Origin of the sequence: Chryseobacterium caseinilyticum, assembly GCF_014837145.1 — a bacterium.
GTDB lineage: Bacteria > Bacteroidota > Bacteroidia > Flavobacteriales > Weeksellaceae > Chryseobacterium > Chryseobacterium caseinilyticum.
Genome location: NZ_JACYFS010000008.1, coordinates 83,244 through 105,049, shown reverse-complemented (window position 1 = coordinate 105,049; position 21,806 = coordinate 83,244). Strand labels below are relative to the sequence as shown.

20 protein-coding genes and 1 pseudogene are annotated in these 21,806 nt (G+C 36.4%); 4 read left to right on the top strand and 17 right to left on the bottom strand.

What is annotated here, in order from left to right; all coding sequences use genetic code 11:
• The first annotated feature begins 37 nt into the window (after nucleotides 1-37).
• Nucleotides 38-601, top strand: a complete 564-nt coding sequence (pth, locus tag IC610_RS18175) for an aminoacyl-tRNA hydrolase (RefSeq protein ID WP_191738110.1) — start codon at nucleotides 38-40, stop codon at nucleotides 599-601.
• A gap of 126 nt (nucleotides 602-727) precedes the next feature.
• Here the strand turns inward: pth and IC610_RS18170 are convergent, their stop codons facing one another.
• From IC610_RS18170 to IC610_RS18135, 8 genes are all read right to left on the bottom strand, one after another.
• Nucleotides 728-2,323: a SulP family inorganic anion transporter gene (locus IC610_RS18170; protein ID WP_191738109.1), complete on the bottom strand. Its 1,596-nt coding sequence runs from the start codon at nucleotides 2,321-2,323 to the stop codon at nucleotides 728-730.
• Between the two features lie 114 nt (nucleotides 2,324-2,437).
• Complete coding sequence (locus tag IC610_RS18165; RefSeq protein WP_191738108.1) at nucleotides 2,438-2,740, bottom strand: hypothetical protein; 303 nt, start codon at nucleotides 2,738-2,740, stop codon at nucleotides 2,438-2,440.
• A gap of 20 nt (nucleotides 2,741-2,760) precedes the next feature.
• Nucleotides 2,761-3,423, bottom strand: coding sequence for a carbonic anhydrase (locus IC610_RS18160; RefSeq protein ID WP_056074541.1), 663 nt, complete (start codon nucleotides 3,421-3,423; stop codon nucleotides 2,761-2,763).
• A gap of 134 nt (nucleotides 3,424-3,557) precedes the next feature.
• Nucleotides 3,558-4,115, bottom strand: coding sequence for a serine O-acetyltransferase (locus tag IC610_RS18155; protein ID WP_191738107.1), 558 nt, complete (start codon nucleotides 4,113-4,115; stop codon nucleotides 3,558-3,560).
• A gap of 47 nt (nucleotides 4,116-4,162) precedes the next feature.
• Nucleotides 4,163-5,311, bottom strand: coding sequence for a glycosyltransferase (locus tag IC610_RS18150; RefSeq protein ID WP_191738106.1), 1,149 nt, complete (start codon nucleotides 5,309-5,311; stop codon nucleotides 4,163-4,165).
• 67 nt (nucleotides 5,312-5,378) lie between these two features.
• Complete coding sequence (locus tag IC610_RS18145) at nucleotides 5,379-5,945, bottom strand: acyltransferase (RefSeq protein ID WP_191738105.1); 567 nt, start codon at nucleotides 5,943-5,945, stop codon at nucleotides 5,379-5,381.
• 2 nt (nucleotides 5,946-5,947) lie between these two features.
• Nucleotides 5,948-7,105, bottom strand: coding sequence for a glycosyltransferase (locus IC610_RS18140; RefSeq protein ID WP_191738104.1), 1,158 nt, complete (start codon nucleotides 7,103-7,105; stop codon nucleotides 5,948-5,950).
• An 11-nt stretch (nucleotides 7,106-7,116) separates the two neighbouring features.
• A complete protein-coding gene (locus tag IC610_RS18135) occupies nucleotides 7,117-7,944 on the bottom strand; it encodes a glycosyltransferase family 2 protein (protein WP_191738103.1) in 828 nt (275 codons plus the stop codon).
• A 98-nt stretch (nucleotides 7,945-8,042) separates the two neighbouring features.
• Here IC610_RS18135 and IC610_RS18130 point away from each other — a divergent pair, with 98 nt between their 5' ends.
• The 3 genes and pseudogenes from IC610_RS18130 to IC610_RS18120 all read left to right on the top strand — a co-directional run bounded on the left by IC610_RS18130 (nucleotide 8,043) and on the right by IC610_RS18120 (nucleotide 11,225).
• Entirely contained in the window at nucleotides 8,043-8,813 is a 771-nt protein-coding gene (locus IC610_RS18130; RefSeq protein WP_191738102.1) for an O-methyltransferase, read from the top strand.
• Between the two features lie 56 nt (nucleotides 8,814-8,869).
• Nucleotides 8,870-10,303, top strand: a pseudogene (locus tag IC610_RS18125) (MBOAT family O-acyltransferase).
• A 1-nt stretch (nucleotide 10,304) separates the two neighbouring features.
• Nucleotides 10,305-11,225: a hypothetical protein gene (locus tag IC610_RS18120; RefSeq protein WP_228462962.1), complete on the top strand. Its 921-nt coding sequence runs from the start codon at nucleotides 10,305-10,307 to the stop codon at nucleotides 11,223-11,225.
• 106 nt (nucleotides 11,226-11,331) lie between these two features.
• Here the strand turns inward: IC610_RS18120 and IC610_RS18115 are convergent, their stop codons facing one another.
• The 9 genes from IC610_RS18115 to IC610_RS18075 form a co-directional block, all read right to left on the bottom strand.
• Nucleotides 11,332-12,273 (bottom strand): glycosyltransferase family 2 protein, encoded by a 942-nt coding sequence (locus tag IC610_RS18115; protein ID WP_191738100.1) that lies wholly within the window; start codon nucleotides 12,271-12,273, stop codon nucleotides 11,332-11,334.
• Nucleotides 12,274-12,277: 4 nt separating this feature from the next.
• Complete coding sequence (locus tag IC610_RS18110) at nucleotides 12,278-13,498, bottom strand: hypothetical protein (RefSeq protein WP_191738099.1); 1,221 nt, start codon at nucleotides 13,496-13,498, stop codon at nucleotides 12,278-12,280.
• Nucleotides 13,499-13,568: 70 nt separating this feature from the next.
• Nucleotides 13,569-14,642 (bottom strand): hypothetical protein, encoded by a 1,074-nt coding sequence (locus IC610_RS18105; protein ID WP_191738098.1) that lies wholly within the window; start codon nucleotides 14,640-14,642, stop codon nucleotides 13,569-13,571.
• Nucleotides 14,635-15,582, bottom strand: coding sequence for a glycosyltransferase family 2 protein (locus IC610_RS18100; RefSeq protein WP_191738097.1), 948 nt, complete (start codon nucleotides 15,580-15,582; stop codon nucleotides 14,635-14,637). Before IC610_RS18100 ends, IC610_RS18105 begins: the two co-directional genes overlap by 8 nt.
• Entirely contained in the window at nucleotides 15,579-17,375 is a 1,797-nt protein-coding gene (asnB, locus tag IC610_RS18095) for an asparagine synthase (glutamine-hydrolyzing) (protein ID WP_191738096.1), read from the bottom strand. The genes IC610_RS18100 and asnB overlap by 4 nt, the downstream gene beginning before the upstream one ends.
• 6 nt (nucleotides 17,376-17,381) lie before the next feature.
• A complete protein-coding gene (gene rffA / locus IC610_RS18090; protein ID WP_191738095.1) occupies nucleotides 17,382-18,512 on the bottom strand; it encodes a dTDP-4-amino-4,6-dideoxygalactose transaminase in 1,131 nt (376 codons plus the stop codon).
• Entirely contained in the window at nucleotides 18,509-20,203 is a 1,695-nt protein-coding gene (locus tag IC610_RS18085) for a DUF6044 family protein (protein ID WP_191738094.1), read from the bottom strand. The genes rffA and IC610_RS18085 overlap by 4 nt, the downstream gene beginning before the upstream one ends.
• A 63-nt stretch (nucleotides 20,204-20,266) precedes the next feature.
• Nucleotides 20,267-20,965 carry a GNAT family N-acetyltransferase gene (locus tag IC610_RS18080; protein WP_191738093.1) on the bottom strand — a complete coding sequence of 233 codons (699 nt, stop codon included), beginning with the start codon at nucleotides 20,963-20,965 and terminating at the stop codon, nucleotides 20,267-20,269.
• A gap of 2 nt (nucleotides 20,966-20,967) precedes the next feature.
• Nucleotides 20,968-21,801: a class I SAM-dependent methyltransferase gene (locus IC610_RS18075; RefSeq protein WP_191738092.1), complete on the bottom strand. Its 834-nt coding sequence runs from the start codon at nucleotides 21,799-21,801 to the stop codon at nucleotides 20,968-20,970.
• Nucleotides 21,802-21,806 lie beyond the last annotated feature (5 nt).

The window sequence follows — 21,806 nt, the reverse complement described above, 5'->3', positions numbered from 1 at the left end:
TTTATTTTTAAAAATTTAATTTTGCAAAAAAAATAGAATGAAATACCTTATCGTAGGATTAGGAAATAAAGGAGCTGAATACGAAAACACCCGCCATAACATTGGCTTTAAAGTAGCAGAAAAAATCGCTGAAACTTTGGAATCACCATTCAATACGACCAATTTTGGATGGATGGCAGAAGGGAAATACAAAGGCAGAAAAGTCTTTGTACTTAAACCTGATACGTACATGAATCTCTCTGGAAATGCCGTGAAATACTGGATGCAGAAAGAAAATATTCCTCTGGAAAATGTATTGGTTGTCACCGATGATCTCGCTTTGCCTTTCGGAACTCTGAGGATGAAAATGAAAGGTTCTGATGCAGGTCACAACGGTCTTAAAAGCATTCAGGAACAGCTGCAGACGCAAAATTACGCACGCCTCAGATTCGGGATTTCTGCGGAGTTTTCAGAAGGCAGGCAGGTCGATTACGTTTTAGGAACCTGGAATGCAGAAGAATCTGAAAAACTCTCTGAAAGAATAGAAAAATTCTCAAAAGCATGTCTGTCATTTGTTTTTGCAGGAATAGGAAATACCATGTCCGCATTCAACGGAAAATAAAAAAGACCATTTTCACAAAACGGAAATAGTCTTTTTTACTTTAAATTTTTACTGGTCGAAAATTTTCATCATCAGCCATCATCGAACATCAATCACCAAACATCCGGCATCACACATCCAAAACCACTACATCGCCCTTGTATGCGTAATCACAATATGAGAATTTTCATCGGTTTCATAATCTTTATAAGATGTTTTAAAACCTAATAATTCTACCTCAATATCTTCTTCCACGGCTCTCACATTGGCAAATTCCTGTATCATTTCAAGAACGTCTGTAGCAATATATGCGGTTTGTCTTGCGTCAAAAATAACTTTAGAATTGGGTTTGATATTTTTTAAGGTCTTTTTAATAGCAGCTTTATTCAGAAAAGAAACTTCCTCTGCCAGCTTCATGGTGATTTCGTCAGCATTGGTCAGTTTTTCTTTGCTTAAATAATAGGCACGCTTCATATTTCCCTGCAGAATATAAAAAATGGAAATGGCCAGACCAATTCCTACTCCTTTCAGCAAATCGGTGAATACAATGGCTACAACCGTTGCTACAAAAGGAATGAACTGGAATTTACCCAGCGACCAGAAATGTTTGAAAGTTGCTGGTTTTGCCAGACGGTATCCTACAATAATCAATACTGCGGCAAGCGTTGCCAGCGGAATTTTATTTAAAACCATAGGAATCGAAAGTACACAGATCAAAAGAAGCACACCATGAATAATTGTAGATGCCTTGGTGGTAGCTCCTGCATTGGCATTTGCCGAACTTCGCACTACAACTGAAGTCATCGGAAGTCCACCAATGAATGAACTTACAAGATTTCCAATTCCCTGTGCTTTGAGCTCAAGATTGGTATCTGTGATTCTTTTCTGCATATCAAGACGGTCAGATGCTTCTATGCACAACAATGTTTCAATTGAAGCTACAATAGCAATCGTGGCACCTGCAAGCCAGACATTATAATTGGTAAATCCGGAAAAATCCGGAAAAGTAATCAGGTTTTTAAAATCAGCAAGATTCTGAGGAACGGGTAGAGAAACCAAATGCTGCTTTTCAATGGTAAGGCTGCTGCCGCTCATTTTAAAGAATTCATTTATAAGGATTCCGGCAGCTACAGCCACCAAGGCGGCCGGAAGTATTTTCAGTCTTTTGAGTGTAGGGATTTTGTCCCATAATATTAAAATTCCCACCGAAATCAAAGTGATTAAAACTGCGCCAGGCTGTATTGCCGAAAGAGCTTCCGTAAAATAATTAAAATTGATGCCTTTATCAAAGAGGGTTTCGTTTCCTTCAAAATCTTTGTCGAAACCAACAGCGTGTGGAAGCTGCTTAAGGATAATGATAATTCCGATGGCTGCAAGCATTCCTTCAATAACGTTGTTAGGAAAATAATTGGAAATGCTTCCTGCTCTCATGAAACCAAGAACGAGCTGTATGACTCCTGCAATAATACCTGCACAGAGAAAAAGATCAAAAGCACCAAGATCTGTAATGGCATTGAGGACAATCGTGGTAAGTCCTGCTGCAGGACCTGAAACTGATATATTGGAGTTACTGATAAAGCCAACTATAATACCGCCGACAATACCTGCGATAATTCCGGAAAGAGCAGGAGCTCCGGATGCTGATGCAATACCAAGACAAAGAGGCAGTGCAACGAGGAATACCACCAAACCTGAAGGCAGGTTTTCTTTGATCCCTCCCATTAAAGTTTTCGTTTTTTTCATGGTTGAAAAAATGTTTTTTGTAGATGCTGGAAATATGGAATGCCGGTTCAGTATAAAACGGCAATATAAAAGGAAAGCAGTGCATTAAATAGAATTAATACACTGCAAATTTATTTATGCCTCCGGAGGCGGAGAAAATATGTTGAGGTAAGGAGACAGATGACAGCGGTCATCGGTCTGCACAAAAGAGCTGCATTCACTGTCAGGCTCAAAAAACTTCAGGTGATCGTACACATTCAGAGTTTTTGGAAGCGTCTTTTCTACAACAGATAAGAAAGAGGAATAAGGAGAATGATTTTCTTCTTCGTTCACCACTACATTGGTTTTCACCAAATCCCATCCCAAAACCGAAGCAATACTTGGTAAAGCTGTGAAGTTGAGTACGAATAATAATGTAATAATGCTCCAGATTTTCATTGCTCTCAGATCTCTTTAGACTATCTTCTAGTCATGGTCCATTTGTCTTCGCTCAGGTTATAGATCTTCTGAATGTCTTTCAGTTCTTTTTCGAAATCGATTTCAAGATCAATAATGTTTCCTGATCTCATGTCAAAAACCCATCCGTGTACAATAGGATACTCTTCTGCAATGTATCTTTCCTGTACACATGCCATTTTGATAACGTTGATGCACTGTTCAAGTACATTCAGCTCTACCAGCCTGTCATAGCGCTTATCAGCATCCTCGATGCCGTCCAGCTCTGTCTGATGTATTCTGTATACATCACGGATGTTTCTCAGCCATGGATTGAGGATTCCCAAATCCTGAGGGGTCATTGCCGCTTTCACGCCACCGCAGTTGTAATGCCCGCACACGATAATGTGTTTTACTTTCAGGTGAGAAACAGCGTATTCCACTACAGATGCTGCACTCATATCCAGCGCGTTCACAACATTGGCAATGTTTCTGTGTACAAAAACTTCCCCTGGTTTTGCTCCCATCAGTTCTTCAGCTGTTGCTCTGCTGTCTGAACATCCGATGTAAAGATACTCCGGCGTCTGACCGCTTGCTAATTCACTGAAAAAATTCGGGTTGTCTCCTATCTTAGACTCTACCCACTTTCTGTTGTTTTCGAAAATAACTTCGTACGAATTTGACATAAAATAATATTTTAAGGGTTATAATTATCGTTTCTCGTTTAAATTATTTTCTATTTTGATAGTTTCTGTCAATAATTATACAAATCTATAATATTTGGCAATATCTCAACTATTTTTAACATTGTTTAATATTTTTAAATCCTATTGTTAATGTAGCCAGCCGTCGCTTCTTCAGTAGGATATATTTTTGCCGGATTTCCTGCTACTACAGAATTTTCTGGGACATCAAAATTCACATAGGCATTCGGTGCTACCAAAACATTGTTGCCAATTTTAATGTTTCCCACCAGAACGGCATTTGGCCCAATCCATACGTCATCGCCGATTTCGGGATAGCCTTCATTTTTTCCTCTGTTCTGCTGTCCAATTGTTACACCCTGAGCGATATTACAGTTTTTACCGATTTTAGCTTTCGGATTTACCACCAGACTTCCCCAGTGTCCGAGATAAAGACCTTCCCCAATCTGCGTTTCCGGATAAATCTGAAACCCGTATTTAATCTGAAAATGTCTCAGAACAAGTCTCCAGTAAAATCCCAGAAAAGGAGTTTTATTAAATCTCTGAGTTTTCCTCAAAACATAAATAAAATGCAGATTCGGATTGATACATTTCAAAAGAATCTGTAAAGGGGAGAGCCATTTCCCGCTTTCCCGGTAAAAATCTTTCTGTATCGTGGAATATTTTCTCGACATGTAACAAATTTAAGAAATCTCTTATTTATTTTGTGATTAAATTTTAATTATACTTCATCCAGAACAGCCGAAATAGCAGCCACTGATTTTTCTAAACTGAAAGGCATTTCTGCATTTTCTAATCGTGAAATAAAAGGCTGAAAAAAGTTCTGATCTGAAATGGCTTTTTTCATTCCATCATAAATTCCTGTTTCAGAATTTTCAACAATCAATCCAAACTGACCATCTCTGAGCATTTCCCGTACGCCGGAAACGTCGGTGGCAATGATTTTCTTTTTTAAAGTAATCGCTTCAAACAAAACCGTAGGAAAACCTTCATATCTCGAACTTAAAATATAAAAATCTGCCTTTTTAAAATAAGGATAAGGATTGTCCGTAAAGCCGAATAGAGTAGCTGTTTCATCAACTTTGAGTTCAGTTTTCAGCTTTTTGATGTTTTCGAAGTCATAGCCGTCCCCAACGATGAGAATTTTATGCTGGAATCCTTCATCCAAAAGTTTTTTATGCACTTTCAGAAGCCTGTCGAAACCTTTCTGTGGAAAAACTGTTCCTACCGAAATAAACGTGGGAACTTTCACGTCAAACTTGTAGTTGATAAGATTTTTTTCCGCTTTAGTTAAAATTTCTTCGGTGTCTAAAGGATTGTAGATCTTTACAATCTTATTTTTTTCAGTTTCGTTTTGAGCTGAATCTTTAAAAAGCTGCTCAATCTTTTCGGAAATGACCATGATTCTGTCAAAACCAAAAAACTTTCTGATCTCTTCTTCAGAATAGCCTTTTACCTCAGAAAGATCGTTGTGAATCCAGACAATTTTTTTGGATGCCTCTAAAGGAGAATTTAAAATTTCATCCCGCATTCCATGAATGGCTGCAAACTCGATGTCGTATTTCTTACCCTTTAATTTCCCATTATAAAGCAAGCCCGGAAATTGGTTCAGCAGTTTCTGATAGACAACCCGGAAAGCCTTTTTCGGAATATCCTGAACACGGTTGGTGGTAATCATTTCACCTTTGTTCAGATAAACAATATTGATCCAGGCAGGAACATCTTTCAGATATTTTCCTGAATACAAATTGAGAAGAAGATCAATTTCATACTTGTCCTGTGGGAGATTTTTAAGAAAAGTAACCAGAACTTTTTCCGCTCCGCCGTGACGGAGTGAGCCGATTCTGATGAGTATTTTTTTCTTTTTCATTTCTTCGTGTTTGTTTTTGGATTTTCTTCACATATACTTCAGGTCATGCTGAGAATTTCGCTCTTTTTTACAATTTCTTCACAGGTTTGTAAGTGTGAGGAAGATTGGCTTTGATATGCGCTTCAAGAAGATGTCTTGTGGGCTCCAGTTCCCGCGGATACATTACATTATTGGCGAGCAGTTTGTCACCATATTCCTCAACTGTGCATATAAATTTTGCGGGAACACCGGCAAATACTGTTCCTTTGGGCATGGATGTTGTCAGTATTGAGCCGGCTCCCAAAATACAGTTGTCCTGCATTTCAACGCCCGGCATAATGATGGTGTCGGCGCCGATGAGGCACTGTTTCCCTATCTTTATTCTGCCGAAAGTTCTTACATCTTTATATTTCTCAAAAAAGTGTAGAGCGTTTTGTCCGCCGTCGTGATTTACAAAACGTATATTGTTCGAGAACGTCGTTTCATCTCCTATTTCAATTAAAAAAGGCTCTGTACCAAATTCCGGAACTTCTACGAATCTCACATTTTTACCTACCTTCAGTCCTTTCGCGATACATACTTTTAAATATATCCTCTGAATCATAAACTGATATGATGTATGGAGTTTGAGAATTAAACGGTATAAAAAAAGCATTTCTAATTTTTTGTTAAGTTAAGAATGATATTTTCAACAACGTCAAAAATCTGCTGATTGTCGAACTGTTTTTCGATGTCGACCAGATTTTCTCTGATTTTTTTAATGTATTCAGGTTCGGTCATAAATTTTTTCATGGCAGCATACATTTCATCAGTTTCATAATTGATAAGGTAGCCGGTTCTGTCGTGCGCGATCATTTCGGGGATTCCGCCAACGTTGGTTGAGATAATGGGCCTCTGTAAAATCAGCGAATCGGCGATAATCAAAGGCCAGCTTTCCGATTCTGAAGGCAGAATAAAAAAATCAGCATTTTTCACATAAGGATAAGGGTTTAAGAGTGATCCTAAAAATTCAAAACTCTCAGTAACACCTAACTCAGTTGCCTGTTTCTTTAAATTGGTCATTTCTTCGCCATCACCAATCACGTAAATATGATGATCAAAACCATCGTTTAAAAGTTTTGCATGGGCATCCATCAGTTTATGAAAACCTTTTCTGCTGTGAAGCCTTGCTACTGAAACAAAAACAGGTTTTTGAGGAAATTTAGGTGTGAATTCCTGTGCTTTTTTCTTTAATTCCTCAATAGGAATGGCATTGCGGATTACTTGATTTTTAGGAATATTGAGTTTTGGATAAGTTTCAATTAAAATATCTTTGGTCTGCTGAGATCCGAAAATGAAATAATCAAACTGTGGAATCTGTTTCAAAATTTCTGGAACCAAAGGCTGAAGTTTCGGTAAAGTAATATCCGAGTGAAACCAGCCAATTTTCTTTGAGTTTTTATTAGATGAATTTAAAACTGACGAAAAAGTGGCATAGGTTGGTGCAATTTCCACATCAAATTCATCTTTTAAGATTTTTGCTGCAACCTTTGGATTTTTGTGAGCTTTGTCAAGTTTAATTTTCCGTTTAGCCAGCTGTAATTTGTGAATCAGAGAATTTTTTGAAAAGTTTTCACGTCCTTCACCAATAAAAACTTTTCTTACATGCGCCGGGATTTCATTTCGAAGTTCACCCTGATTGATATTTAAGCAAATCGTCATGTCGAATTTTTCTCTGTCGAGACCGTTCAGCATGCTGAGGATTACTTTTTCAACACCACCCATTTCCATAGATCGCTGCCTGAAAAGTACTTTTGTTTTTTGAGTTTCATTCATCATCAATGTATTTACTGGAACATAATTTTCAGTTTTTTCATAATTCTGAACGGCACAGAATTCTGGTATTCCAGAAGATCATAAATTTCTTTGGGTTGACTGTACTCGGACGGGATTTTTTTTCCGTTAATGGTTTTCAGACCGCGTCTCTTCATCGTGTTGAAAATAACCCGGGCAAAATATTCTCTTGATTTAGGCAGATTTTCATTTTGTGAAATTCCACCGGAATGCGTTCTGTACAGATAATTGGGTTCATCAATATACTTAACCTTTCCTTTTTCATACATTTTAAGATACAGATCCTGATCTTCGGCGATTCTCATCTCAGAATTCATCTTTTCTGTCTGCTCGTAAACATCTTTTCTGAAACACACGAAATGTACGATGTGAACAGGACAGTTAAAAAAATAAGGATCATTATTCACCACCTGCATACCCGATCTGAACTGCTCCAAAGGTTTTAAATCTTTATCACATTTTATAAAACTGGAGTACGTAAGAACGGTTTTTGGGTCTTTTAAAAAAACATCCGCTGCAGATTGCAGAGCATTCGGTGTAATCGCGTCATCGGGATCTACAAATCCGCAGATATTGCCGTTGGCAAGTTCGATAAGTTTGCTTTTTGTAATTCCGACACCACTGTTTTTTTCGTTTTTATGAATTTTAAAGCGGGAATCATCTTTTACAAATTCAGAAATTATTTCCAGAGAATCATCTGTTGACGCGTCGTCCAGAATTACCGCTTCCCAATCTGTAAAAGTCTGAGCCATAATGGAATGGTAGCAGTCTTCAAAGAACTTTCCGTTATTGTAATTGGCAATTAAGATTGAAAACTTCATGAGGAGGGAGGCGTCTTTGTATTAATAAATTTTCACAAAGATAAATAATCTGCTCAATCTGATAAAAATCTTTATTTTTGCACATTAATAATAACACTGTGAGCGAAATAACCCGAGTTTTCAAGACTTTTATAGGCTATGCGAAACGTCCTGATCTGTATCCTGAATTAGGAAGAAAAATAATCAAAAATATTTTTAACCGGAACAGCGCGTTTAAAGGCAAGGAAAAGACGAATCTTTGGGCTTCGCAAATTGCTGTTAGTCAGAAGGATGCTATAAAGCAACTTTTTAATATTAATTTTCAGTCTTTCTCAGAAAAATATCCTGCGGAATTTCAAAAAGCTTTAGATACCCAAAACGCCTGCCCGATAAAAATGGGTGGTGCCGGTGCGCTTGAACTTTTATACAGTGCCTGTGAATTTACTAAGGCAAGAGCGGTAATTGAAACAGGAGTAGCTTATGGCTGGAGTTCTTTTGCCACGCTCACTTCCCTGCAGAAAAGAAACGGAACTTTGTATAGTTCAGATATGCCTTATTTAGGGCAAAATGGCGATCAGTACGTTGGTTGTGTAGTTCCTGAAAATTTAAAATCCAACTGGAAACTCTTCCGTCACGCAGACCGTGAATCTTTACCTAAAATTTTAAAGGAAAGCGGAGAAATCGATGTTGTACACTATGATTCCGACAAATCTTATGAAGGTATGAAGTGGGCGTACGAAACACTTTACCCAAGATTAAGAAAAGGAGGTGTTTTTATTTCTGATGACATTAATGATAATTCTGCTTTTCAGGATTTTTGTGAGCAGGAAAAAATTACGCCGACGGTGGTGGAGTTTGAAGGAAAATATGTTGGGGTTTTTGTGAAGTAAAATTTAATGGATCTTTTGTGATATTAAAATTTCTAACTTAAATAGACCGAAATTTTATGCTCTTTAATTCCTTAGGCTTTCTTATTTTCTTGCCAGTAGTATTTTTTCTCTATTGGTTCATTTTCAATAAAAAATATGAGAATCAAAACCGTCTTTTACTGCTGGCCAGTTTCTATTTCTATGCCTGCTGGGACTGGAGGTTTCTATTCCTACTGATCTTTTCTATAGGGTTAGACTATTTTTCTGCCTTACAGATTGACCGCAGTACTATAAAAAGCAGGGCAAAATTCTGGCTTATTTTAAGCATCGGTATCAATCTGGGTTTCTTAGGTTTTTTTAAATATTACAATTTTTTCATTGACAGTTTTTCAGAACTGTTGGCGGGATTTGGATTGGGTGTCAATGTATGGCTTCTGAGTATCGTTCTTCCTGTCGGAATCTCTTTTTACACTTTTCATGGTTTATCCTACATTATTGACGTTTACAAGAAACGCATCAGTGCTGAAAAGAATTTTATAGATTATGCTGTTTTTGTAAGCTATTTTCCATTGCTTGTTGCAGGGCCAATTGAAAGGGCAACACATCTTCTGCCACAGATTCAGAAAAAGCGGATTTTCAGCTACGAGCAGGCTGCGGATGGCTTACGCCAGATTTTATGGGGGTTTTTCAAGAAAATGGTTATCGCCGATAATTGTGCTCATTTGGTTAATGATATTTTCAATAATTATGAAAATCAAAATCCTGTAACATTGATAATAGGTGCAGTCTTGTTTGCTTTCTAGATTTACGGTGACTTTTCGGGATATTCTGATATTGCGCTGGGAGTATCAAGATTATTTGGTATAGAACTGCTTAAGAATTTTGCGTTCCCATATTTCTCTAGAGATATTGCAGAGTTTTGGAGGAGATGGCACATTTCACTCTCATCATGGTTCAGAGATTACGTTTACATCCCGTTGGGCGGCAGTAAGGGTGGACTTCTGATGAAAATCAGGAACACTTTCATCATATTTCTGCTTTCAGGATTCTGGCATGGAGCCAACTGGACATTTATTGTATGGGGATTTCTGAATGCACTGTATTTCATGCCTCTTCTAATAACAGACAGAAACCGAACGAATATTGAAGTTGCGGCTATGGGTAAGCTTTTCCCAAACATAAAGGAAGTTTTTCAGATTGCTATAACATTTATTCTTACCTGTTTTGCATGGATATTTTTCAGATCAGAGTCTGTAACACAGGCGGTCGATTATATCAGCCGTATATTTGATTTTAAATCGCCAGCTCTGCCGTATCAGTTACCATTTAAGGTTATGATACTCATTGTTTTGATGATGGCAGTGGAATGGTTTAACCGGGAACGTTTTCATGGTCTTGAAATCAGGAGGTTTCATCCGTGGGTGAGAAGAGTTGTTTATGTTTTTAGTATTTTCGTCATACTACGGTATGCGAATTTCGGCAACAATGAGTTTATCTATTTTCAGTTTTAGCATGAAAAAGTTTTTACAAAAAATATCCGTTTACCTATTGGGGATTATTGTTCTACATGCTGTCTTGGGTAGTTATGCAGATGGAAATACAGATGATAATTACATGCATTTTGCCGTTCCCAAACCTCAAAACATCATCATGGGCGATTCCAGAGGATCTCAGGCTGTGGTATCTGGTGTGTTAGGTGATAAGCTGTCCGGCAAATTTGATAATTTTTCTCTAAATATTGTGCAGTCTCCCTATGGTAAGATTTATTTTGAAGCCCTGAAAAAGAAGATTGACCCTGAAACAAAAGAGGGAATCTTCATCCTTACTGTTGATCCCTGGAATCTGGCATTACACAATAGAGTTAAGAATGAGGAAGAATTTCCTGAACAGAAATCGCCATTTAAAAGCATGCAGTATTACAGCATGTCACCCAACTACGAATATCTGCTGAGAAATTACAGAAGGAGCTGGTTTAAAATTTATCTGGAAAGAGCTGAGGTTGGCCGCTCCAACACATTCCTTCACGACGACGGATGGATGGAAGTAAACATCAGTATGGCAAAAGATTCTGTAAAAATAAGAACAGAAAAGAAAATTGAGTTTTATAGAAAACTCGCTGCAGACCACCACCAATCAGAAGAAAGACTGACTGCTTTTAAAAATATTATTACTTTCCTGCAGAAGAAAGGCAAGGTTTATATCGTGAGAATTCCAGCTGCACAGGGCATCACAAAAATTGAGGATGAGAAGTTTCCGGACTTCAACAATATGATGAAGAGTGTGGCTTTGAAATACAGTATTGATTATTTCAATTTTTCAAAAGACTACGGAAATTACACCTACACCGATGGAAATCACATGCATAAAGAGTCTTCCAAAGTTTTTTCGGCTCAGATCGCAGACTCTATTTTGCAGAGCAGGAGGTTGAAATAGATGGTTAGTATTGCGGATGTGAAGAGATGTTTAGGTAGATATTCATACTTCTATAATTAAAAAACTTCTGCGTTCTGATTACAGAATGATAAGTTTTTTTAGGGGCTTACCATAAGTCTTTACGGAAATTAATATTGTAAAGGCCTGACCTGATATTCTTGAAATCCACAATTAAATATTTTAATATCATTCCCCATTTTGTTAAAAAAGGAGCATTGGCAATTTCCCAACTGCGATGTGTTCTTTCAATATGTTTTTTGATGTCACCTTTAATTAAATCTTCGCCCTGTGCCCATCTGTTTACTTCTTCCCAAAGCAGTACCCGTGATTTTGAAGGTTTAACTTTTTTTGTGTCGACCTGTGTAATCCGGTTATTCTCATGTACACCCCTCATTGCAACAGCTTCGTCTAAAATCCCTGCATAAAAATTCAGATAAAAAGAACTTCTGAAAAGCAATTCTGTGTCCTGATGCAGTCTTAGATGGGTTTTAAACAAAGGTTTTACTTTCTCCAACAAAGATTTTCGTTTTAAGGTTAAAGCATCGATACTGAAGAGTCCAAAACTGCCATTCATGTTGAGTTGACCCGGGAATACATCCTTTGGATGATGTTTTTTATAGACCGTGGTGAGACGGTCACCAAATACTTTGAAATATTGCTCCTTTGCTCTTTCAGAATAATAGTGTACCCCAATTGCACCATATACACCCTCTACATCAGGATTTTTGAAAAGTTCTCGTTCTGCATTAAATCTGTTGGGCAGATAATAGTCGTCGGCATCCAGAAACGCGATAAAATCACCGGTTGATTTTTCAATTCCCAGGTTTCTGCTGGCTCCTGCACCATGGTTTTTTTTGTCAGGATGTTGGAAAAGTTTTACCCTCCTGTATTGATCTGCCAGTCTTTTGCAGACTTCGAGCGCATTATCAGGAGACTGATCTTCTATTAAAAGCACTTCAAAAACTTCGTCAAACTGAAGTGCAGATTCTACAGCCTTTTCAATATATTTTTCAGCGTTGTAAACGGGAATGATGACGGAAATTTTCATGTTCTTAGATAAAAAGATTAAAGATAAAGCTTAATTTAATAATGAACTGATAAATAAAAGTAGAATTAAGATAGTTTTGAGTATTCATGATAAATGAAGGAATCCCAACAACAAGGAAAAGGATGTAAATTCCTCTTTTATCTGAGGAAAAAATAATGGATTCTGTAAAGAATGAATCTTTAATCTTTATATAGCTATTAATCATATCGACCGTTTTTTCAGGAGTGAAAAGAAACGTTGCAATTGAGATTGAAGACCAATAGAAGATCCACCTTCCATAGTCGCATCCAAGAATGAATAATGGAGCTACTGACAGCAATTGAAAAGAAACCAACGCAATCATAAACTTTCTGTATTTCAGACATTTTTGTCTGTCGTTTTGAAAGGTTGCAATATTCACGAGCAGATAGAAAACGCATGACAAAACCAATAACCAGATAAGGGGAGGAAATATCAGCCCATTGTCTGTAAATGCTTTTCCCTGAGCAAAAGCAATTCGGACACCGAATTCTAAAGACCATGACAGAGACGTAACCGCATTTTCCACGGACTTATCTTTTATAGACCATGAGTCTAAAATTGCATTGGTAACCTCCTGATTTCCGCTGAAAAGACAGGCTAATAAAAACGCTGAAAATGGAATTAAAAATGGAAGCAGTTTCCCGGTGGACAAAGATGAAGATTTATACGTTAATAAATTGAATAAAATAAGGGTCGGAAAAGTAAGAAAGAATAAAGACTCGTGAACAAAAATTCCCACGGCGAGTAATGCGGCGCTGAGAAGTACAGAATATTTTTTTTGTAAAAAATAAATTTTGACACAGGCGATAAAAAAAAGCACGATCAGAATGTCTTTTCGTATCCATTCAGCGGTGAGAACAGGAGTTCCCAATAAAAGTACCGATGGAATAATAAAAAGCGGAATTTTCTTTTTAAGAAAACCTTTGGTAAATAAATAAAAATAGAATGCAATACTCAGTAAACAAATCAGGATAACTGCCTGATAAGGAGAAAGGGCAATAAATTTGAGAGATTCAAAGACAATCTGGCCTAAGAGCCCGCGTCGTACAAATCCTCCTTCATAATTGATTAGAAGCTCGGTAACATTCCAGCTGTCAAAAGCAAAGCCTTTTGCCAGATCATCGGCAATTTTCCAAATCAAAATAATCAATTGGGAAGATAAAAGCAGGGTTGATATTGTGAAATGTTTCTTAAAAGAATTCATTCGGATATTTTCAGATTCCGTTGTGTAATAGTATTATACAGTTTTGATAAATTTCTGCACCTTAGTAAATTTATTTTTTAAATTTTACACTTCTATGCTCAGCCTGCAGATAAATCAGTTTTTTATTGTGAATACTATTATTAATGTTTTTCACAACTCCCTCAGGGGTAAGGTATTTTTTGTAATACTCAAGAACATTCTTTTTTAAAGAAGAAATTTCTTCTTCAGATAAATTGAAGAGTTTATCTGCAAGTATTTGATTCAGATGCTCCAAATCATCAAAAATTATGGCATTCACTCTATCCTGTAAATTGGGATACATCACCTGGGCATATTCCTTTTCGATCAGAGGGATTGTACCAACTGACATTGCTTCAATTACATTGTGGCATAAAGGCATCACAACCCCCGGACAGCAAAGATAAAAATTGAAATAGGAGAGGTGCTCTCTTACATCGTTCATAGCAATTCCGTAGTTTTCTTTTATTGCAAAAACATATTTTCTGTCAAGTTCTTCCTTGCTTTTAGATGTAATTTTTTCTTCTGAAAATGCCTCAAGATAGTTGTCTTTGTTCTGAAAGAATTTCAGCAATTCTGTTCTGGGAATTACTTTAAAATCGGTTTTCTTAATATCCAGATAAGCTTTAGAATCAAAATTACCGTAGCAGAAGATAGCGTTGAACCTCTTTCTTTCAGTATCCACATTTAAGTCCCAAATCTCCTGATTGTACATGAAAGGATGAAAACTCATAGGAACGTGGAAAGAATTTTCAGTATTATTTTTTTTATCAAAATAATCTGAAAAATAATCCGGACTGAAAATGCGGTCTGTAATTTCAACAAAATCTTCAGGCAGATTTTTTACATTTAAATCTAAAAAATTGTCTTCCCGGACAATGAGACTGAGATATCTGTCTTTATTTCTGAGATTTCTGAATGTAGAAAAACTCATCGGGTAAAAAACAGTGTAGCCGGCCAGTCTGTAAAATTTGAGCATCGTATAAAAAAAACGATGATAAAGTTGAGGATTTTCGAAATTTACAAGCAGTGCTTTGCTGTTTGGATCAGTTGTTTTGAGCTTTAGCCGGATGAATGCTGCTGAATCATGTAGAAGGGCTTTCAACAATCTTATTTTTTTAATCATCAATATGTTTGTTTAAAGCATGAAAACGATATTTTGTTCTGATAAATTCCGGGTAGCGTAACACGGTTTTGAAAAAAGAGAACCATTTAGAAATCCCTTTTTTACAGGCAATTCCGAAGCTCAGATAATCTAATTTTATTTTTTTTCGATAAGTATTGTTCAGGGAAGCAGATTTACTCCATTGGTAAAGTGATTTTTGCAGGAGAAGGTTGTTGCGGTAAAATTTTTCTGAATAGGGTTTTATCTTTGTTATTCTGTTGTTGTCATGTACGCCTCTTATTGCAATAGCGTTATCTATAATTCCTGTTTTCAGATAACTGTGATATGAAAGTTTGATTATAAAATCTGAATCCTGGTGTACACGTAAATCTTCATTAAACCTGTGATTTGCAAGAGAAGATTTTTTTACTGTAAGAGTATTGAGATGAAAAAAAGAGCCAAACGTATTTGTAGAAAGTCCCAGTAACCCTTTAAAGATTTCTTCACCTTCAGCTGCAAACTTGACGGTGGTAAGAGCAGTGTCTTTAAATTTATTCTGAAATTCTTCTCTGCCTTTTTCTGATAAATATTCTACTCCAAGCGCACCGAATACGCCCTCGGTTTTCGGATCTTCAAAAATGTTTTTCTCTGCCTGAAAGCGGTTGGGAAGATAGTAATCATCAGCATCTAAAAAAGCAATATATTCTGACTGCGCTTTTTCTATACCTAAATTTCTTGAAGCTGCTGCTCCATGATTGGCTTTGTCTGGATGCTGAAAGAGCTTTATCCTCGGGTCTTCTGAAACTAACTGCTCACAAATTGCAAAAGAGTCATCAGTGGAAAGATCCTCTACCAATATTACTTCCTGTACCTCATCAAACTGTATTGCAGAATTTACAGCGTTACGGAGATACAGAGATGCATTATAGACCGGAATTACAACAGAAATGTTTAATTTCATAAGAAAGATTTAGTATTATCAGCCCAAAGCGCCAGCTGTAAAAGATTCCAGTGTTTTTGCCCTTTGTCTAAGAACTTCTGAGTTGCATCAAAATCGATGTAATCAAACACTCTATGATTTTTATTTTTAAGAAGATCATCAGAGAGACGCATTAAATTATCTTCCTGAAACCAGTCTTCTACATGCATTCCGAATCCCTGTTTTTTTCTGTTTTTGATGCTTTCCGTCCAGTAAGAATTCATGGATTCACGAAGAATAATCTTATCGTTTTCAGTATCCAGCTTAAGTTGCTCTGGTAACTGTATACAGAATTCGGCAAAATCTACATCCAAAAATGGTGTTCGCACCTCTAACGAATTAGCCATAGCCATTCTGTCGGATTTCACCATCATATTTCCGGGAACATATTTTTCCAGATCCACTCTCATGATATCATTTAAAGAATCAGAATCAGGGGTAAAACTATAATTTTGCTGAAAATTAACCGCTACTCCCAATGATTTCCTTTCTGCCAGACTGAAGGTGTTTCTCACATCATTTTGATGAAATTGCAGAATGTTGTCATGCTCCAGATTTTTCTGAGAAATAAAAGATATCTGTTTAAAATTCCGATAAAATTTCATCCCAAATTTAGCCATGATATTGTTGTAGCTAAAATGATTTTTCAGCGCATTTTCGGTTCTGTAAAAATTGTAGCCACCAAAAAGTTCGTCACCCGCATCACCGGAAAGAACTACAGTTAAGTTTTTTCTTGCATTTCTGCAGATCTCATAATGTGCAAGAAAAGATCGGTCCGCAAAAGGTTCATCAAAATACGGTGTTATATTTAAAAGAGAAGTTGCGAGGTCTTTCTTTTTCTCATGAATTTCAATGTGTTTGGTTTTATATTTCTCAGCGATTTCTTTGGCATATCTGAGCTCACTGTCTTCGTGATCATATCCAAAGCTTAATGTAGTCTGATGAGGCAGAAATTCATTTACCAAAGCAACGATGGAAGAAGAATCCAGACCACCGCTTAAAAAGCTCCCTACTTCAACATCGGCAATCAGTTGTTTTTGAACTGCATTTCTCAGAAGATAAACAAACTCTTCCTTTGCGTCAGATAAACTTACTGTACGGTCTTTAAAAGGCAAACTGTAGTATCTTGATACAGATATTTTTCCATTATTATAAATCAATTGATGGGCTGGAGGTAAAGTCTGTATATTCTCATAAATGCTTTGGTAAGTATTCACATAGCCGTACTGTAGATAATGTGAGAGTGCTTCCTGATTAATCACGGGCTGTATCAGTCCAGATGCAAGAATAGCTTTTATTTCCGATGCAAAAATAAATTCTCCGTTTTTTCCGGCGGCGTAATAAAAAGGTTTTTCACCAAAGCGGTCTCTGGCACAGAAAAGTTCCTGTTTCTCTTCATCCCAAATTGCAAATGCAAACATTCCGGGAAGATCATTAATAAGTTTTTCCTTCCTTCTTTGGTACATGGCAAGAATTACCTCGGTATCTGACTCTCCGCGGTAGGGATAATCTGAATAATGGTTTTTGATATTTTGATAACCATATATTTCACCGTTCAAAACTATGCATTCATTTCTGTTATTGGAAAACATGGGTTGTTTTCCGTTTTCAGAAAGATCGATTATAGAAAGCCGACGATGTCCTAAAGCTGCATTTTCATAAAACTCATGATCAGCAGAATCGGGACCACGATGAGCTATGGCATCGGTCATTTTTTTTATTTCTACATGATAGTTTCTGGCATTGGAAGTTATAATTCCTGCAATTCCACACATAATCTTCTATTTATTGAAGTTCTTGATCAAACTGATTACCTTGTCGATTTCTGATTCTGACAGATCGTAATACAGAGGAAGTCTTAATAAAGTGTTTTCAAAATTGTCTGAATTCTGTAAATTTCTTCCATCATGTTTGTCTTTGTAATAATCGCTTTTATGAAGAGAAAGGTAATGAAAGACAGACAATACCTCATTATCTTTCAGATACTGTATCATTTGAGATCGTTTTTCAACGCTTTCGAAAATTACATAAAACATGTGTGCATTGTTGGTAGCAAAGTCAGGAATCTGCGGGGTGTGGATGAAAGGAATATCTTTTAGATGTTCAAAGTACTGATTCCATATTGTTAACCTTTTCTGTTGGATTTTATCTAAATTTTCCAGCTGTGCCCACAGAAATGCTGAGATTATCTCGCTCGGTAAAAAAGATGAACCGGTATCTACCCATCCATATTTATTGATTTCACCCCGGAAAAACTGACTTCTGTTTGTCCCTTTCTCCCATATTATTTCTGCACGGTCAATGTATTTTTCGTCATTTATTGTCAACATGCCGCCTTCACCGGAAATGATGTTTTTGGTCTCATGGAAAGAAAATGCACCAAGATGTCCAATGCTCCCCAAAGCTTTTTTTGTTCCGTCAGAAAAAGTATAAAAACTATCGATGGCTTGTGCTGCATCTTCAATCACAACAAGCTTATGAAGATCTGCTATTTTCATTATTTTTTCCATGTCACAGGCAATTCCTGCGTAGTGAACAACAACAATGGCTTTTGTTTTTGATGTGATCAGACTTTCAATGAGAGTGGCATCCATATTTGGATTGTCCGGATAAGAATCAGCAAAAATAATCTTTGCACCTTGTCTTACAAATGCCAATGCGGTAGAAACAAATGTGTAACTGGGAATAATAACTTCATCACCTGCTTCGATGTTGGCAAGAATTGCTGCCATCTCCAGGGCATCTGTACACGATGTAGTGAGCAGTACTTTTTTGAATTGATATTTATCTTCAAAAAAAGAGTGACACTTCTGTGTAAAAATACCGTTTCCGGAAATTTTACCGGATTTCACAGCATCTTCTATATATAGTGTTTCTTTACCTGTAAGAAATGGTTTGTTAAAAGGAATCATTTGCTAACTTCTAATTTTTTTATTTTATAAATATAAATCATTTGCCAAAATTTTGATTGGACTGATGATTTTAATTCAAATTCTCTGTTGATAAGTGGTACTGTTGATAGTATGTATTGAACGTTGTTTCTGTACAGCACACGGGTATCTATATTGAGCTGCAGTGGTTTTTTGGAATAATTCTGCAGGAAATTATGAGTATGTTTATAATTTTCTGGCACAATATACATATTAAAACGGGCATGTGCATATCTTGCAGGATCACTTTCTTTAAGAGGTGCAATCAACCTGTTAAATTCTCTGTTGGTTTCTTCGGAATATACAGGAAACAATCCGTCAAATGTTATAAATCCGTGATAATTGGATGCGGCAGGATCAAAACCATAATGCACGACCGAATATCGTCGTTGGTCTGACGGCAGAATCTGTTTAATCTTTCTGTATTCATCCAGCATATAATAATCTGAGTATTTTATATGGGCACGGTGTCTGTCTGTGAAAACGGCAGAGCGGATGTTTTCGAGAGGAATATTTTCTTTAAAAACATTAACAGCAACTGCAATAATAATAACAGAGATTGCATACTTCCTGTACACAAACGAACTCACGTATATTTTCTGTAATAATAAAACAAGTATAAAATACCAGATGAACTGATTGACTACATTAAAGCGGTGCAGAGAAAAACCTTTCAGAAATTCAAGATGTAAGAGATCAAGTAACGGAAACAGAATCACTTTCGCCAATCCAATTGATAAAACTTCTGATATAAGAATGTAGATCAGAAAAAATATAAACCTGTAATCGGAAAGCAGTTTCTTTCTGAAAATGATTATACTGAAAATAAGGAGCGCTATAATAGGTTTATGTAGTGGTGCGGCATGCTGATTGCCTTCGGTGATGCTTTTAAAGAAATCTGACAGTTTTATGTCAGGAATTTCATAGAAAATCCCACGGTTGGTTTCAAAACAGGGATTTAGTGAAAAAAGAATCTGCCTGTATTCTCTTGCAAGTGGTATAATCAGGGTCGAAAAAAGTATTATGAAAAATAATAAGTTCACTTTTCTTTCACTGACCGCTTTACAAACGAAAAAAACAAACAAAAAGAAATAGATAAACAGTAGATAAACAATTAAACTGCTGTAAAACAGATACAATAGTATAAAAATATAAAAGTACCATCTGATCTCTTTTTTATACCAGACATGATTAAAAAACAACAGCAACAGCGGAAATCCGGCTATGCTGATGCCTCCAAACTGCCAGAATGGTAATAGAGAAAACAGCAGCGAGCAACAAAATAAAATACCTCGGTTACAATACGGAATAAAGTGTTTTACTGCGATAAAAAATGAAGCAAATGCAGTAATGCAAATCAGGAATGAGTTTAATAATATTGCATAGAACGGAGGAAGAATCACGAAAAGCAGAAATATAAAGTCTAATTCACTGCCGTAATTTACCCTGTACTGATGCATTATATTGGGCAATGAGGTACAGTTATCCCAAAAAGCAGCATTGTTGTCTACAACAGTTTTCATGTAGATGACATTACTGTTCAGGTAATCAAACGGATTTCCGATAAACGAATTTTCCTGCAAAAAAAGATAAGGAAGATATAGTAATATGATACAGACAACACCCGTTAACAGGGGTTTTCTGTAAAGAAAATTGAGGGCAGAGGCAATCATATTCCATGTTTTTTGGAGGTTAGCATCTGGGCAGATATTTTATATTTTCTGTTGCATCTGTAATCAATCATTTCTCCAAAAATGTTTTATAATGAGCTCATCTTTTATTTCATATCCAGCCTTTTCATAAAACCTGCAGGCTTGCAGATTCTCTTTTTGTGTAGGTATTTCGAGACGGGTAATACTATTGTTCAGACAATAATTTTCAGCATGCTGCAATAGTTTTCTACCTAATCCTTTTCCCTGAAAATTGGGATCTGCAGCAATCAATCCTATTTTGCCTGTATGATCGTCTTTTTGAAGCGTAACAAAACTGGTGGCAACCTTGTTTTCTTCAAGATAAAAAGTTTTAACGGCAAATTTTTTATTTAAACTGTTGATAACCCATTCGCGATAGAGTTCTCTGAACTTTTCTTCACCAAATTTCGGATCCTGCAAAAAACGGCTGTACTTACCACTTTCGTACGCCAGCTCAAAAAAATAAGAGTCTACAGCCAATGTGTTATCAGTGTCTAAAATGTCCGTAGACAAATGACTGTTTACATTGTAAAGATTTTTAGAGAAGATTACTTTTGTTTCTTTAAAAGTTTCTCTATAGCCGGGAATTGATAAAGGTTTATCACTCACCTGTTTCACAACAATAAGATCATAATTGTTGACCTTGATTTCTTCCGCAGAATGATCTTGCCCAACTGAAAGTTCTCCAATCTTTTTATTGAAAAACGTACTGTCCCATTTTAAATCTGTTATTTTATTCTGCATCATTATTTTTTTGCAATGACTACGAGCGACCCTCCAAATGGCAGTGATATATTTTTTTCGATCAGATATTCGTCTATCCTCATCAGTATACTGAAGATTTTATTGGTAAATTTTCCCACTCTGAGGTTTTTTACTTCGCGAATAATAACATCGTTTGTAATTTGCTCCTTCTTACTGCTTTTTAATATTCTGGAAATTGCCATAAGCGGAAATAAAGTGAAGACAAATGAGCTTACAAAATCTATATCAAAGTCACTCTTCTTTAGTTTTGTTACCAATTCTTTACGGGTATATCTTCTTTTATGGAAAGCAATTTCATCATTAATACTCCACATAAATTTATGCTGTGGAACTGTGATAAAGAAATATCCACCTTTCTTTAATGCTTTATGAACACCCTTCATCACACCAATATCATCATCAATATGCTCCAGAACATCAAAAGCGCCAATACCATCAAATACATCAGTGTAAGGCATCTTAGTAGCATCAAGCTGAACAAAATCTGCCTGCGGGACTCTTCTTTTTGCAAATTTAATTCCTTCCAGATGAATTTCCGAAGCCGTAAGTTTTATATCCGGAAAATTTTTTGAGATGTTATTTAAAACATAACCTGTTCCGCAGCCAATTTCGAGAAATGACGGGTTTGCAGCTGATATTTTTTTTGAAATAAAATGTTTGATCATACGGTTTCTGGAATTAAACCAAAAATTATCTTTTTCCAGATCAAATAGAATTGAAAAAGCCTCCTGCGGATAATCTCCATTTTCAGAGGCCAATTCTGGTGCATAGCAGCGAATGCCATCTTTTACGGTATATTGTATTTGCTCAGTCATAATAA

What these genes read in the sequence shown, in the direction of transcription:
- IC610_RS18140 (WP_191738104.1), bottom strand. Translation starts at nt 7,105, where the DNA reads ATGAATGAAACTCAAAAAACAAAAGTACTTTTCAGGCAGCGATCTATG.
- IC610_RS18105 (WP_191738098.1), bottom strand. Translation starts at nt 14,642, where the DNA reads ATGATTAAAAAAATAAGATTGTTGAAAGCCCTTCTACATGATTCAGCA.
- asnB (WP_191738096.1), bottom strand. Translation starts at nt 17,375, where the DNA reads ATGTGTGGAATTGCAGGAATTATAACTTCCAATGCCAGAAACTATCAT.
- IC610_RS18120 (WP_228462962.1), top strand. Translation starts at nt 10,305, where the DNA reads ATGAAAAAGTTTTTACAAAAAATATCCGTTTACCTATTGGGGATTATT.
- IC610_RS18085 (WP_191738094.1), bottom strand. Translation starts at nt 20,203, where the DNA reads ATGATTGCCTCTGCCCTCAATTTTCTTTACAGAAAACCCCTGTTAACG.
- IC610_RS18110 (WP_191738099.1), bottom strand. Translation starts at nt 13,498, where the DNA reads ATGAATTCTTTTAAGAAACATTTCACAATATCAACCCTGCTTTTATCT.
- IC610_RS18145 (WP_191738105.1), bottom strand. Translation starts at nt 5,945, where the DNA reads ATGCTTTTTTTATACCGTTTAATTCTCAAACTCCATACATCATATCAG.
- IC610_RS18160 (WP_056074541.1), bottom strand. Translation starts at nt 3,423, where the DNA reads ATGTCAAATTCGTACGAAGTTATTTTCGAAAACAACAGAAAGTGGGTA.
- IC610_RS18165 (WP_191738108.1), bottom strand. Translation starts at nt 2,740, where the DNA reads ATGAAAATCTGGAGCATTATTACATTATTATTCGTACTCAACTTCACA.
- IC610_RS18170 (WP_191738109.1), bottom strand. Translation starts at nt 2,323, where the DNA reads ATGAAAAAAACGAAAACTTTAATGGGAGGGATCAAAGAAAACCTGCCT.
- pth (WP_191738110.1), top strand. Translation starts at nt 38, where the DNA reads ATGAAATACCTTATCGTAGGATTAGGAAATAAAGGAGCTGAATACGAA.
- rffA (WP_191738095.1), bottom strand. Translation starts at nt 18,512, where the DNA reads ATGATTCCTTTTAACAAACCATTTCTTACAGGTAAAGAAACACTATAT.
- IC610_RS18150 (WP_191738106.1), bottom strand. Translation starts at nt 5,311, where the DNA reads ATGAAAAAGAAAAAAATACTCATCAGAATCGGCTCACTCCGTCACGGC.
- IC610_RS18100 (WP_191738097.1), bottom strand. Translation starts at nt 15,582, where the DNA reads ATGAAATTAAACATTTCTGTTGTAATTCCGGTCTATAATGCATCTCTG.
- IC610_RS18135 (WP_191738103.1), bottom strand. Translation starts at nt 7,944, where the DNA reads ATGAAGTTTTCAATCTTAATTGCCAATTACAATAACGGAAAGTTCTTT.
- IC610_RS18155 (WP_191738107.1), bottom strand. Translation starts at nt 4,115, where the DNA reads ATGTCGAGAAAATATTCCACGATACAGAAAGATTTTTACCGGGAAAGC.
- IC610_RS18080 (WP_191738093.1), bottom strand. Translation starts at nt 20,965, where the DNA reads ATGCAGAATAAAATAACAGATTTAAAATGGGACAGTACGTTTTTCAAT.
- IC610_RS18115 (WP_191738100.1), bottom strand. Translation starts at nt 12,273, where the DNA reads ATGAAAATTTCCGTCATCATTCCCGTTTACAACGCTGAAAAATATATT.
- IC610_RS18075 (WP_191738092.1), bottom strand. Translation starts at nt 21,801, where the DNA reads ATGACTGAGCAAATACAATATACCGTAAAAGATGGCATTCGCTGCTAT.